The 13766-nt window shown below is 63.8% G+C and carries 12 protein-coding genes and 1 pseudogene; 7 read left to right on the top strand and 6 right to left on the bottom strand.

What is annotated here, in order from left to right; genetic code table 11:
* Positions 1–67 precede the first annotated feature (67 nt).
* Positions 68–871 (top strand): alpha/beta fold hydrolase, encoded by an 804-nt coding sequence (locus tag G6N54_RS28670; RefSeq protein WP_163794115.1) that lies wholly within the window; start codon positions 68–70, stop codon positions 869–871.
* Here the strand turns inward: G6N54_RS28670 and G6N54_RS28665 are convergent.
* From G6N54_RS28665 to G6N54_RS28655, 3 genes are read right to left on the bottom strand one after another with little or no spacing between them, the layout of a single operon-like run.
* Positions 861–1430: a TetR/AcrR family transcriptional regulator gene (locus G6N54_RS28665; RefSeq protein ID WP_163794112.1), complete on the bottom strand. Its 570-nt coding sequence runs from the start codon at positions 1428–1430 to the stop codon at positions 861–863. The two genes, G6N54_RS28670 and G6N54_RS28665, sit on opposite strands and share 11 nt — an antisense overlap.
* A 12-nt stretch (positions 1431–1442) precedes the next feature.
* Positions 1443–2582, bottom strand: a complete 1140-nt coding sequence (locus G6N54_RS28660; protein ID WP_163794110.1) for an acyl-CoA dehydrogenase family protein — start codon at positions 2580–2582, stop codon at positions 1443–1445.
* The gene (locus tag G6N54_RS28655) at positions 2583–4076 is read right to left on the bottom strand and encodes a carotenoid oxygenase family protein (RefSeq protein ID WP_170313079.1); all 1494 of its coding nucleotides are present in this window, start codon (positions 4074–4076) and stop codon (positions 2583–2585) included.
* Positions 4077–4360: 284 nt separating this feature from the next.
* On the opposite strand from G6N54_RS28655, the gene G6N54_RS28650 reads away from it, so the two are divergent.
* From G6N54_RS28650 to G6N54_RS30885, 5 genes and pseudogenes are all read left to right on the top strand, one after another.
* Entirely contained in the window at positions 4361–5524 is a 1164-nt protein-coding gene (locus G6N54_RS28650) for an acyl-CoA dehydrogenase family protein (protein WP_163794108.1), read from the top strand.
* Positions 5525–5689: 165 nt separating this feature from the next.
* On the top strand, positions 5690–6928 hold the full coding sequence (locus G6N54_RS28645) for a cytochrome P450 (protein WP_163794107.1): 1239 nt from the start codon (positions 5690–5692) through the stop codon (positions 6926–6928).
* A gap of 18 nt (positions 6929–6946) precedes the next feature.
* Positions 6947–7141, top strand: coding sequence for a ferredoxin (locus G6N54_RS28640; RefSeq protein WP_163794105.1), 195 nt, complete (start codon positions 6947–6949; stop codon positions 7139–7141).
* A 2-nt stretch (positions 7142–7143) separates the two neighbouring features.
* Positions 7144–8708, top strand: a pseudogene (locus G6N54_RS30890) (aldehyde dehydrogenase family protein).
* Entirely contained in the window at positions 8705–9847 is a 1143-nt protein-coding gene (locus G6N54_RS30885) for a CaiB/BaiF CoA transferase family protein (RefSeq protein ID WP_163794102.1), read from the top strand. The pseudogene G6N54_RS30890 and the gene G6N54_RS30885 overlap by 4 nt, the downstream one beginning before the upstream one ends.
* Positions 9848–10009: 162 nt before the next feature.
* Here the strand turns inward: G6N54_RS30885 and G6N54_RS28625 are convergent, their stop codons facing one another.
* The 3 genes from G6N54_RS28625 to G6N54_RS28615 are packed head-to-tail and all read right to left on the bottom strand — an operon-like array spanning position 10010 to position 12931.
* Positions 10010–11191 (bottom strand): spirocyclase AveC family protein, encoded by a 1182-nt coding sequence (locus G6N54_RS28625; RefSeq protein ID WP_163794100.1) that lies wholly within the window; start codon positions 11189–11191, stop codon positions 10010–10012.
* Positions 11192–11198: 7 nt separating this feature from the next.
* Positions 11199–11720 (bottom strand): SRPBCC family protein, encoded by a 522-nt coding sequence (locus G6N54_RS28620; RefSeq protein ID WP_163794098.1) that lies wholly within the window; start codon positions 11718–11720, stop codon positions 11199–11201.
* Positions 11717–12931, bottom strand: coding sequence for an LLM class flavin-dependent oxidoreductase (locus G6N54_RS28615; RefSeq protein WP_163794095.1), 1215 nt, complete (start codon positions 12929–12931; stop codon positions 11717–11719). Before G6N54_RS28615 ends, G6N54_RS28620 begins: the two co-directional genes overlap by 4 nt.
* Before the next feature lie 95 nt (positions 12932–13026).
* Between G6N54_RS28615 and G6N54_RS28610 the strand changes: the two genes are divergently transcribed.
* The gene (locus tag G6N54_RS28610; protein ID WP_163794093.1) at positions 13027–13641 is read left to right on the top strand and encodes a TetR/AcrR family transcriptional regulator; all 615 of its coding nucleotides are present in this window, start codon (positions 13027–13029) and stop codon (positions 13639–13641) included.
* The last annotated feature ends 125 nt before the right edge of the window (positions 13642–13766 follow it).

Raw genomic sequence — 13766 nt, 5'->3', positions numbered from 1 at the left:
GTATTATTAAGATCGATAAGCTCATAAATATGGCCGTAAATCTACATGATCGGAGGTGATACCTAAAGTGGCATTTGTCGACGCCGACAACGGGGTACGGGTTCACGTTCAGGATCTGGGCGATGGGCCTGCCGTGGTGCTGATTTCGGGCTTCGGCCTCGACCACGAGCTGTGGGATCGCCAGGTGCGGGTGCTCACCGAACGAGGCTTTCGTGTCCTATGCGTGGACCAACGCGGTCACGGGCTGTCCGACAATCCACTGGGAGGTTACGACATCGACCGGCTCGCAGCTGATCTCGTCATCACGCTGCAACGACTCGGCGTCGGCACCGCGACGCTGGTTGGCCACTCGTTCGGCGGGCAGGTGGCATTTCGTGCCGCGGCGACCGCGCCCGAACTGATCACCGAGCTGGTGCTGGTGGGGTCCAACGGCGTTCGCGCCAGCCGAAGCGAAGACTTTCCCTTCGGCGGCCCGCCCGAGCCGCTACTGGCAGGGATGGTCGCCGACGAGCACGCCAACCGCGTGGGCGCCCGATATCGCACGATCGCCTCGGCATTCGCGCACGAGCCGGATCCGCGAACGGTCGATTGGCTGGTCCGCTGCTCGCTTCGGATGCCCTCCTGGGCCGCGGTGGCCTGTTACCGATCGTTGCTGACGACCGATCTGCTGGCCGACATCCCGCGGGTGGAGCAACCCGTGTTGCAGGTCATCGGAACCAACGACCCCGTGCACTCGGCGAAGGGGGCCCGCTGGCTGCAGAAGCAGCTGAAGAACGCCGCCCTCGTAGAAATCCCCGACTGCGGGCATTACCCAATGCTCGAGGCACCGGACGTATTCGAATCCGCCCTGGTGGAATTCGTCAGCGCTTAGCGGCGGCTTCCAACTCCAACGCGCCGATCGACGCCAATGCCATCTGTGCCAGCAGCTCCTCCGCTTGCTTGGCACGTCGTCCGCCGGGCGGCCGCAGCGCTTCGGACAGCAACAGCAACTGCACACCTCGTGTGGCAGTGGTGATCTCGTCAGTCGAACGATCGGGAAAACACCGCTTCAGACAATCGATCCACCGCTGATTGATGCGGCGGTGCCTGCGGTCGTGTTCCCGGCGATAGCGCTCGGCAAGCGAGCGCTGATCGCGCAGCCAAATCGAGACCAATCGCTCGTGACTTTTCGCCAGCCCCACAAACGCACGCACCAGTTTGTTCAGCTCGGCGATGGGATCGTCGTCGGGCTCCCCGAGGCGCACCAGAATCGTGTCGAGCGTCTTGTCGAAAAGGGCCGCCAGGATCGCATCTTTGCTGGGAAAGTGGCGATAGATCGCCGACCCGGTGGTGCCGGCAACCTTGCCGATCTCGTCGACGCCGACACCGTCGAAACTGCGTTCAAAGAACAGTTTCTCGGCGGCAGCCAGGATCTTTTCGTCGGGCGTCACGCTTTCAGCCTCTCACAGGCCAAGACTCTGGCCGATGATTACCTTCATGATTTCGCTGGATCCACCGTAAATCCGGCTCACCCGGCCGTCGAGATAGGCGTTGCCCAACCGGGAGTCACCGCGCAGCGCGGTGGACGGATCAGCGATCGCCAGGCAACGATCCACCACCCGGCCTTGCAACTCGGTGCAGTACAGCTTGGCGATCGCGGCATCGCTGCCACTGAGCCGCCCCTCGACATGACGCGACAGTGCCTGGTCGATCAGGGCTTGGCCAGCCGCCACCTCGGCCGCGCACTGGGCCAGCGTGAACTTGACGTCCTGGCTCGCCCCGGCGGTGTGCTGGTGATCCTCGACTGCCCAGGACAGCGCCGCGCTGGCCGCGGCCTGTGAATTCACCGCGATCGACAACCGCTCCTGGGCGAGGTTGGACGTCAGATAGGTGAACCCGTCGTTCTCGGTTCCAAGGAGGTTCTCGACCGGGACCTGCATGTCGGCGAACGAGATCTCAGCTAGGTCCTGCGCACGAAGGCCCAGCTTGTCCAGCTTGCGGCCGCGCGCGAAGCCGGGCGTGGAGGTGTCCACGAGCAGCAGGCTGATCCCGCGCCGACCCGCGTCCGGATCGGTTTTGACCGCCAGAATTACCAGGTCGGCAGCCGCGCCATTGGAGATGAACGTCTTGGCGCCGTTCACTACGTAGTGATCGCCGGACCGGCGGGCCCGGGTCGACATCGCCTTGAGGTCGGAGCCGGCTCCGGGTTCGGAGAGTCCGAGCGCGACGACAACGTCACCGGACGCCATTCGGGGCAGCCATCTGGCGCGCTGTTCGTCGGAGCCGTGGTGCAGCAGATAGGGCAGGCAGATATCCGTCTGTACGCGTAAGCCTCCGATGGCGAGGCCTCGGGCCTGAATCTCCTCGGTGACGACGGCACTGTGCCGATAGTCCGACCCGGGCAGGCCGCCGAATTGCTCCGGGACACCGATCCCCAAGATGCCGGCTTTGGCCGCCCCGTGCCAAAACCGACGCGAGGGCTTGCCGTCAGCCAGCCAACTCGAATATTCCGGCACGACGTCGGCGTCGAGGAACCGGCGCACCTCGTCGCGGAACTGCTCGTGCTCCCGAGTGAAAACCGATCGTGTCTGCGCGAGGGTCACTTACCGGAAGTCCATCCAGTGACCGTGTGGAGTCCAGCCGAAGGCAAATGGCAGCTCGATCGTGCAGATGGGCCCCTGGGTAATGTCGTCGGTGTCGAAAATCATGTACTCACTGCGCTTCTCGGCCCACCACGAGACCGGGACGATCACATAACCATCGCCCTCCGGCGAGTCTTTGTGGCGTGGCGCGAAGCTGGCCTCCAGCACCGCGGCCGGTTGTCCGTCGCGGATCTGGTACACCCGGTCCGACAAAGTCTCCATGTCGGTGACCACCAGGCTGTTCATCGACATCCCGTTGCGTTTCACCACGCCGCCAACCTGATAGCCCCATCGGTAACCCTTGCCGAAGAACCGCTCGTCGACCTTGGGAAGCTCGCTGGGCCGATCCGATAGCAGTTCGCTCTTCGTGTCACCGGTGGCCAGGTCGACCGTCCAGCGGCCCAGCCTGCTCGAGGCGATCGAGAAGAACAATGCGACCTCGTCGCCTTCCGCGAAATCCTGTTCGAATGGGAACGGCGGCCTGTTGAAGATCGGTGCGTCCAAGAGCAGCTTGCCGTCGCGGACGTTGGCCTGCATCGTGTGCATCACGTACTGCGCGGGCAATCCGGTGGTGATCCAGCGAATCTCGGCTTCGTGGTCATGGCGGGGAATCAGCGCCAGGGTGATCGGCAAGTCGGTTTCCCAGCCCCAGATGCCGAGCCCCTTCCCGATACGCTCCTTGCTCACGGTGAAGGGCTGGAACGGCATCACCATCCATTCCGGGGTGAGCCAAATATCGTGGGCCACTGTGTTATACGGCGCATCCCATATCTCACGGGAGTCGACGCGGCCGTCGGGATGAACGGTGTGCAAGGTGACGAACGGCGCGACGTCACGGTAGGTCCAGCCGTACAGCACACCGGTGTCGTGGTCCCATTTCGGGTGCGCGGCAAAGGAGCAATCGCCGAACACCACCGGCTCGTGCAAACCCGGCGACAGCGCAGGTGACCAGTCGACGATGCCCTTGGTCTCCAACGTGATCGGGTCGATGGCGATCGGGGCGCCGCCCTGCTCTCCCGACACCACCATGTGGCCCGCGAACGGGAACACGTTGATGTTGTTGGTCCCCTGCGGCGTGTACGCGTTGTCGCGGTCTCGTTCCACGTCGCCGTACGCGAAGTCGCGCCAGTCGTGAAAGCCACCGTCCGTCCAGGCGAACATGCCGCGTTGGTGCTTCTCCTCCAGCAGGTACTTCGGGGTCCGCACCCAGCGGTTGCGGAAGTCCGCACGCCCGTTCTCGAACGTGATCGCCTGGACCATTCCGTCCATACTCAGCAATGGGTTGGTGCCTTGTTTGGTCGGACGCTTCCAGGTGGGGCCCACCCGGTAGTAGCCACCGGCGAGGTCTTTGGGGATCTCACCCTGACTGACGATGCATTCCTCGACGGTCGCCTCGAACCGCATCGGCGCGAATGGACCTCGAAGCGCCGTCTCGCGCGGCAGCGGATATCCCATAACGCTCCTTCTCAAGCCGGAATCGACTGTATCAGTGCTATTCACCCATCGTAAACGACCGTTATCTCGACTGCTCACCCCGAGAACCCCAACTCGGTCGCGACACCGCTTAGGCCGGAGCGACCCCCTCAACCGCTCAAGCCTTAGCAAGGCCTGATGATAGCGGTGTTGACCGGTCAAAAGCCCCCGCCTACCATTCGAAGCGAACCGAACCACTGTGACTACAAGTGCCGGACTACGCTAACCTTCGTTGACGCGAGCGGTCGTTCTGTGAAGGAGCTGAGATGGACGCGGTGGGACTCACCGAAGAGCAGCGGGACTTCGGCGTCGCCGTGCGCGACTTCTGTCGCAAGGAATGCGGCACTCGCGAGCAGCGGGATGCGTTGCCCGACAACGGCGCCGAACAGCACCATCCGGGTCTCTACCAAAAGCTCGCGGACACAGGCTATCTCGGAGTCTCGATACCCGAAGAGTACGGTGGCAGCGGCGGCGGATTGACCGAGCAGGTCATCTTGTTCGAGCAACTCTGGCGCGGCCTGGCGCCCGTTCACGGCGCGGGCAGCTCTCATACCGTCGCCGGCATCTACAAGCGGTTTGCCACCGAGGAGCAGAAGGTGTCGGCGCTGGGCGCCATCTGCTCGGGCAAAGTGATGTCGATCAGCATTTCCGAACCCGGCGCCGGCTCGGACGCGGCGGGCGTCAGCTGTAAAGCCGAGAAGGTCGACGGCGGCTGGCGGGTGCGGGGCCAAAAAACGTGGTGCTCCGACGCGCAATTCGCGACCACGATCCTGGTAGTGGTGCGCAGCTCGCGCGGTGTCAAGCCGCATGACGGCCTGACGCTGCTGGAGGTACCAACCGACACGGAAGGCCTGCAAATCCGCCCGATCTCGACGATGGGCGGCAGCGAGGTCAACGACCTGTTTTTCACCGACGTGTTCGTTCCCGAATCGGCGGTCGTGGGCACCGAGGGCAACGCGTGGAAGCAGATCATGGCCGGCCTGAACGGCGAACGAATGGTCTGCGCAGCACAGGGCCTGGGCATGGCGCAACGCGCCTTCGACGACCTGCTGGCCTACGTCGCCGAGCGCGAACAGTTCGGCGCCCCGATCGGGTCGTTCCAAGCTCTCCGGCATCGCATCGCCGACCTGGCCATCGAGATCGAATCCGCACGGGCGCTCACCTACGCGACCGTGCACCACATCGAACACCAGATCGGGGCACCCGAGGAATGGGTCCGCGCCACCTCGATGTCCAAGGTGAAAGTGACCGAGACGGCGAAAAAGGTTGCGCTAGAAGGTGTTCAAATGATGGGTGGCTACGGCTACAGCACGGAATTCGACATGGAGCGGCACCTGAGACTCAGCATCGCTCCCACGATCTACGCGGGAACCAACGAGATCCAGCGCGACATCATCTCGTCCACGTTCGGCCTGCGCCCATCCCGCTGACCTGGCCTTTCGCCTATGACCCCCGACACGTTACGGAGCGACTATGACGCTTGACACTCTCCACACCCACCAACCATAATTGCGACTGCTTAACTCATAATCCGTAGGGGGCGGATCGGCCCGAGGGCCCCCGATCTCTTGTGTTTCTCGATGAGGAGTCGATAGATGACGACGGCAAAACCCGACATCCGCGTACTGGACGCCGACACTTACGCCAACGGCGACCCAACGACGTTCGGGCTGCCGTTGGAGCAGTACGCCTATCTGCGCGATGAGGCACCCTGCTACTTGCACGAATTCAACGATCCGATGCTGATCGATCGCGCCTGGATCGTCAGCCGCCACGACGACATCTGGGCGGTCGACCGTAATTCCGAGCTCTACGCCGCCGACCGCGGCGGGGTCAACATGTGGAAGGTGACCCCGCTCGACCCGAAGGTCGGGGGCAAGCCGGCGATGCTGACGATGGATGGCGCCAAGCACCGCACCCAGCGGGGGGTGATGAGCAAGGCGTTCACGCCCGGGATGGTCAAGAAACTCGAGGACAAGTTCCGCGAGTATGCCGTCAACATCGTCGACGCGGCCCTGGAAAAGGGCACGTTCAATTTCGTCACCGACATCGGTCACGCGATGCCGATGGAGGCACTCGGCGACGTATTGGGCGTCCCCAGCGGCGACCGGGAGAAGTTCTTCGCCTGGGTCGACACGTTCGCCGCGCCATTCGATACCCGCATCACCCCCTCCTTCGAGTACGTGATGCAGGCGATCTTCGCGCTGCTTGGCTACGCGGTCGAGCTGGGCGAGGTCAAGCGCAACGAACCCGGCGACGACGTGATCACGCAGCTGGTTCAGGCGGGGGCTGATGTCATTTCCGAGGACGAGTTGATGGGCAACGTGGCGTTGCTGGCCTCCGGAGCCGCCGAAAGCAACCGCACCGCACTGAGCCACGGCATGCACGAGTTGATGCGCAACCCGCAACAGATGGCCTGGCTGCGCGAACGCGCCAACGACATCCCCGGTAGCGCGATTCAGGAAATCGTGCGCATCGCAACCCCGTTCACACATCTGGTGCGGACCGCCACCGCCGATCACGAATTACACGGTCAAGAAATCAAAGAAGGCGATATCGTGCTGATGCTGTTCGCCGCCGGCAATTTCGACGAGCGCGCGTTCGATAATCCCAACAACTTCGACCTGGCCCGCGAGAAGAACCCACATGTCAGCTTCGGCCGCGGCCCGCACCAGTGCCTGGGCAAGCATGTCGCGGGACTGGAGATGAAGATCCTGATGGAAGAACTGCTGCGGCGGACCAAGGACATCACCCCCGCCGGGGACATCAGCTACATCCGCGATGCTTATTCGAGGGGCGTATACGAACTGCCTGTCACCATCACCCCCGCCTGAGCACCGGGACCGACGCGAATGAAGGTCATCGTCGACAACGATCGCTGCGAACTGCACGGAGAGTGCACGATCGCCGCACCAGACGTATTCGAAATCGAAGACGACAAGGAATGGGTGACGGTACTCGATGCCCACCCCGGCGAGGATCGGCGCAAAGCGGTTGAGGAAGCCGCAATGATGTGTCCCGTTGCTGCGATTCGTATAGAGGACTGACGTTGACTACTGCGAAGACCCCACCGAAGAGTCAGCCCAAAAAGCCTGCCGAAGCTGCGGTGGTCGAGGTACATAACCCCGCCGACGGCTCGATCGCCGGCGTGGTTCCCAACGTGCCGGCCGACGAAGTGGCGCGGCTGGCCGGCGAGCTCCGATCGGCACAGCCGGCGTGGGAGGCATTAGGTCCGCAAGGCCGCGCGGCGTATCTGCGGCGCTGGCTGGATTGGATCGTCGACAACCAGGACCGCATTCTCGGCCTGGTTCACCGCGAGGCCGGAAAATCCTGGGGTGATGCGCAGATCGAACTGCTGGTGTGCATGGAGGTCATCAACTACTACACCAAGCATGGCGCAGAATTCCTGGCCGACGAGACTCGTCGCCCGTACGAACCCGCCTCGGCGACGAAGGGTCTCCACATCCGTTACCGCCCTTACGAACTCGTCGGCGTAATCACCCCGTGGAACTATCCGCTGGGCATGCCGATGCTCGACGTGCCACAAGCATTGATGGCCGGTGCGGCTGTACTCACCAAGCCGTCCGAGGAAACGCCGTTGGGCTGGGCCGAGGTGGTGCGGGGCTGGAGCGAGATTGGCGCTCCTCCCGTGCTCGGCTGCGTAACCGGCCGAGGCGAAACCGGCCGGGCGGTTGTGGACGCCGTCGACATGGTGCAGTTCACCGGATCCACCAAGACCGGCCGCCAAGTCGGCATCCGCTGCGCCGAGCGACTGATCCCGGTCAGCCTCGAACTCGGCGGCAAAGACGCGATGATCGTGTTGTCCGATGCCCCGCTGCCGCGGACGGTTCGCGGAGCGATTTGGGGTGGACTGTTCAACTCGGGTCAGTCCTGCGTCGCCGTCGAACGGATCACGTAGAAGCACCGCTATACGACGAATTCACCACTCGGCTGGTCGAACAGGTCAACAAGCTCCGCCAGGGCCACGATGCCGCCGGCAGCTTCTCCGCCGATATCGGCGCGCTGGCCAACGAAGCGCAGATGGAGATCGTCGAGCGGCATGTCAACGATGCGGTGGCCCGCGGGGCACGGGTGCTCACCGGTGGAAAACGAGCAGAGCGAGGCTTGTTCTACCCACCCACCGTGCTGGTCGACGTCGACCACACGATGGCTTGCATGCGCGAGGAGACATTCGGGCCCCTGCTGCCGATCATGAAGGTGTCGAGCGAAGAGGAAGCCATCGCGATGGCCAACGACACCACGTACGGCCTGGGAGCCAGCGTGTGGACGGCAAGCAAGGATCGCGCCGAACGAGTAAGCCGGCGTATCGAAGCCGGCGGAGTCAACATCAACAACGCCATGATCCACGTATTCCAATTTCCACTGCCGATGGGCGGCTGGAAGGCATCCGGCCTCGGCCACCGGATGGGCGGGGCCGACGGGATCCGGAAATACTGTCGCACCCAAGCAGTGGTCAGCGAGAAGGTCAGCCTGCCCACCGAAACACATTGGTACCCTTACTTATCGCGCAAGGCCCGGATCGTTGGCGCCGTACTTCGGCTGGTCGAGATGCACGACTGGCGTCGTCGGCTGGGCCGGCGGCCCAAGTCGTGACGGAGAGCTCTACCACAGGCCCCCTCAACGGGCTCAAGGTCATTGAACTCGCCGGTATCGGTCCCGGGCCTTATGCAGCAATGCTGTTGGCCGATATGGGCGCCGACGTCGTGCGGGTCGAGCGTCCCGGTCCTGCCGCCAGTTCGGTTCCCCCCGAACAGGATGTGTTGCGGCGCAACCGCCGATCGATCGTCGTGGACCTGCGCGAGCCCGAAGGGGTGCGCACCGTATTGGCCCTGGCCGCCCAGGCCGACGTGTTGCTCGAAGGATTCCGGCCGGGCGTCACCGAACGCCTCGGGCTGGGCCCGGCCGACTGCTGGAACGTCAACCCACGACTGGTCTACGGGCGCATGACCGGCTGGGGTCAGTCGGGCCCGTTGGCATCGGCCACCGGCCACGACATCGGGTACATCGCGATCACCGGGGCGCTCGCCTCGATCGGTCGCGCCGGTCAACCGCCGGTCCCACCGGTGAACCTGGTCGGTGACTTCGGCGGTGGTTCAACATTTCTCGTCATCGGCGTGCTCGCCGCGGTGTGGGAAGCCAGCCGCTCCGGGCGCGGTCAGATCGTCGACGCGGCGATCGTCGACGGCGCGAGCTCGCTGACCGCGCTCTTGCACGGACTGATGGCCGCCGGGCAGTGGGTCGATCAGCGGGGGCACAACTTCCTCGACACCGGCGCGCCCTGGTACGACACCTACCGCACCGCCGATGACCGGTGGATGGCCGTCGGCGCCCTGGAGTCCAAGTTCTACGCCGAATTCACTCAGCTGCTTGGGATTCCAGAAGACCTGGCCGGGCGCGACGATGCGTCGATGTGGCCACAGTTGCGGGAGGCAATCGCACAAGCATTCTCGGCGCGGACTCAGGACGAGTGGGTGACAGTGTTCGAAGGCACCGACGCCTGCGTGGCGCCCGTGTTGTCACTGACCGAAGCCGCCGGTCATCCCCACCTGGCGGCCCGGGACACTTTCATCGAGGTCGGCGGGATAACTCAGCCGGCACCCGCACCGCGGTTCAGTAGAACTGTCCCGCGGCGTCCGACACCGCCTCCCCCGATCGGGGCAGATACGGCGGATGTGTTGCGCGACTGGATGATTACCGAAGGCGTTGTCGCGCCGCAAGCCGGCGATCAATAGGAGTGGCGCAACGCGCGCGAGCGCTCGTCGCCGAAGCTGACGAGGGCTTGCGTCAGGCGGTTGTCCACGTTACGACGCTGGCGATGATGATGATCGCGATGACGACTCCCAGTGTTGTCGCGATCGCCCAACACGCGTATCCCAGTAATACGTCGCGGTCCATCATCGCCGCCCTTCTTCATATAGGCGCTGCGCTTCGTCGAAAGTGGTTGGTCCGCTGGGCAACTGGACACCATCGGGGATGTAGAGTTTGCCATCGGGCGTGATCGTGACGGAGCCTTCCCTCAACAGCGGAACGTTCTTGTCCGGGCAGGCGATATGTGTCTGCGGCCCGCACAACCCGTTCATGAAGTAGGAGCGGCGCTGGATGTCGAGTGGGACCTTTTCCGGGTGCGGACTCCAGATGAGCAGATACGGCACGTAGAAGACGAGAAACACGATCACGTTGGTGAATCCCACGATGGACATCAACCGGATGCCTGATTTCGGCCCGTTGGCGATCCGCATGGTCGTGATACCGCGTCCAGCGACCGATTCACCGCGGTCGTTGATCGACCAACGCAGATAGACCATTGACGTCAGCATCCCGGAAAAGAACATGCCCTCGACGAAGGGATATTTGTAGTAGGTGTCTGGAAAGAAAACAGGGAGACCCGATGGCGTGGCGAGGTAGGTGTAGAAGCCAACGCGCATCCACAAGAGTTCCAGAAGTGTTGCCAGCACAACGAATATCACGTAGGTGGTGATGAGTAGCCCCACCACGCCCAGGTGCGGGTATCGCCGTCGCAAGGCTCGCATGATGGCACACCCAAGCATCGATGTCGCGACGATCACGGTGCCGTAAAGACCCCCGGTGAACAGCCACGGCTCGGGCACCTGCGCGCCGGGCGATCCCGGCGTATTCCACCCGGGGATATCGTTCGTCCACGAACCCACGTTGGGCACCCACGCGTTGTAGCTGTAGGTGATGCTGAGGTAGTTGCCGAACGGATCCCAAAACCAGTACCACCCGCACCAGCAGAGAAACATCATCCCGTCGAAGGACAACCGCCGATCTCGAACGAGGGGTCTGATGACCCATCGGTAGCCGAACACCGCGAACAAGGTCCACTCGACAACGAGAAATGCGACGATCGCGACCTTCATCGATGTTGGGGGATCGACAGGCCCCGAGGGAACTTGCTCGAAGAATGGCCCAGTCAGCCATTTCACCAACACAAACACCTGCAGAATCCACATCAGGCAACCGATGACAGCCCAGAGTTTGACAGGCCGGGTGGTCCTGGGCTCGATCGGCGCATCGCTGGGCAGCGCGGTCGCTGCGCCGACGTGATCGGGGTTCATGCGCAGCTCACACCACTCCGGCTCGCGCGGCGACCGTCGTCGCGATGTCGTGGATGATCGAGTCGTAGATGCGCTCGATGAACGGCTTCACGATCGCGTCTGGAGCGTCGGCGGGAAGATCGAACCGGCCGCGGAATGTCACACGCGCGCGCTTATCGCCGAGGTCGTCGACCTCGGTCGTCGCGAGGTAGTTGCGCATCCCGAACGGTCCCTCGCCCTCCATGTTGTAGTAGAGAAACCGGGCGACCGGATCGCAGTGCAAGAGCGTTTCGGGCACACACTCGGGTACCGCGATGCCGACCGGAAGCCGGCGTGTGTCGAAGTGACAGTTGCGCGTGCATGGCAAGCGTCCCACCTCGTGCCCCGCCTCGAGCTCGACGCGGATGAGCGGGACCGGCCGGCCTTCCTCACGCATCCAGTCGAGGATCGCAGGCCAATCGGTGACGAGCTGCCAATAGTCCTCCGCGGCCACATCAACAATGTCCGAGGCGTAGGTCTGAACCCGGTTGTACGTCGGTCGTCCGATCATCGGGCGGCCCCGACCGGCACGCTTTCGGTGTTGCGAGTGCCGACATGACGATGCTGGCCGTAGTCCTTGAGCATGCGTGCGATTTGGAGCGTTCGCTCGTGACTACGCGCGGCGTCCTCTGGGTCGAGCATGATCGGCAGGAAGTCGGTCAGGCTGAACCAGTTCACGCCCTGATCCACGAACGGCTTGAGCTGCTCGGCGATCTGCGCCGGCGTTCCGTGCAGCATGCACTTCTCCGCCATCTGGCGGCTGGTGCGGCCGAGGATCTCCTGCGCTTCCGAGGCCGAGATCTTCATCGGCCTGAACTTCATCGCGTAATGCCAATCCGTCGGGAACGCCGACTCGATACCCTCCTTGGCCCAGTCGCCATTGTTGAACCGCCCCCAGATCGCCGCCTCCCAACGGACCACAGGGTTGTCCAGCGCCCGGTCGATCACGCTCTCGTCCTCGTGACACAGGATCACGGCCCAGCCTCCGAACCCGAAGTCGTCGGGATCGCGTCCCTTGTCCGCGAGTTGGGATTTGACGCCGCGGATCCATTCGCCGTGCGATTGCGGGTAAGCCTGGACGGCGGGAATCGCGACATTGACGCCGTCGGCGTAGCTGGTGGTCAGATCCATCAGCCGCGGACCACCTCCGACCGTCCACACGATCGGCTGTCGGACCGGACGCTGCATTCCGAGATAGCAGTCATCGAGGTTCCAGCGGTTGCCCTCCATCGAGAACGGCTCGTGCGCCTGCCACAGAGCACGCCAAGACCGCAGCTGGTCCTCCAGGCTCGAGAGCCCCTGCGACCGTTTCCACCCGCCGGGGCTGACTTGCCGGACCTCGCCCCCGCCGATCTGCACCATCACCTTCCCGCTGGTCAGCGTGCCGAGCGTGAGCAGCGTCTGGGCGAGCTCGACTGGACCGCGCCGGATCGCGTCCGTGCTCATGCATACCCCGGCCTCCGGGTTGTGCGCCAGCATCGCCGCCGTCAGTGCGAACGTGTCGTAGATCGAATCACCATCCGGCAAAAAGGCCGCGGCAGGCACATACTCCGGCTTCCACAACGACCGGGGCAGCCATCCCGTGATCTGGTCATAGGTCTGGACATAGTCGACCAGCCCGCTTGCGTGCAGCGCCGCGGCCTCCTGCGACAAGCTCGCTGGCGACAAATACCGCATGAAACCAACCGGAACCGCGATTTCCAATGGGCGGTGCTCGGACATGTCGACCTCTCCTCCGACTGGATTAAGCCCTTCTCGGAAGCGTAGTCGGCGCTCACTTGTTTAGCTAGTCGGCGCCGACTCCGTACACTGGGGCAATGACAGGCCCCAAGACACGGCTTCGCGCCGAGGAAAGACGCGAAGTGATCATCGACGCCGCCCGGGAGGAGTTCACCCGCACCGGCTACGCAGGCACCAAGGTCCGGGCGATCGCCGTTCGCGCCGGCGTCAACGACGCGATGCTCTACCGCCACTTCGAGAGCAAGGAGGAGCTGTTCGAGGCCGCAGTCGCCGGACCGATCAGCAACGCGGTCAGAAGCATCATCGAGCGCCCCTGGCCTGACGAGCCTCAGGGCACGGGGACTGCGGTGATGCGCGAGCGGACCGTGACCTTCTTCGAGGACCTGTTGCGGGCGATGAGCGAGATCGCGCCGTTACTCGGGGTCGTCCTGTTCGCCGACCAGGACCGCGGTCGGCACTTCTACCGCGAACACATCGAGACCGCGTTCGCCGGCATTGCCACGCTAACGCGCGCCACAATCGGCGACTGGTTACACAAGGACTTCGACGAAGAGATGTTCGCCCGCATCGTGATCGGGCTCGGCTTCATGATGGCTGTCGATGGCCACCTGGGCAGCCACGGCGCTCGCGACGCGCGCACGCAGGCCGTCGAGCTCACCACCATCCTGTTCGATGGGATCGCCGTCGGCTAGACCCATGCCCCGATGCCGACGCGGGCACGATGCACGACCGTCAGCGGGTCGTCACGGCCTTGGCTGGTTCAATGTCGATGACCTTCTGGCACTTTCGACCGTGCCGAACCAACGGCCGCCGCGCA

The organism is Mycobacterium stomatepiae (genome assembly GCF_010731715.1).
Lineage (GTDB): Bacteria > Actinomycetota > Actinomycetes > Mycobacteriales > Mycobacteriaceae > Mycobacterium > Mycobacterium stomatepiae.
The sequence above is the reverse complement of the archived record's forward strand: the minus strand, read 5'-3'. Positions and strand labels throughout refer to the sequence as shown.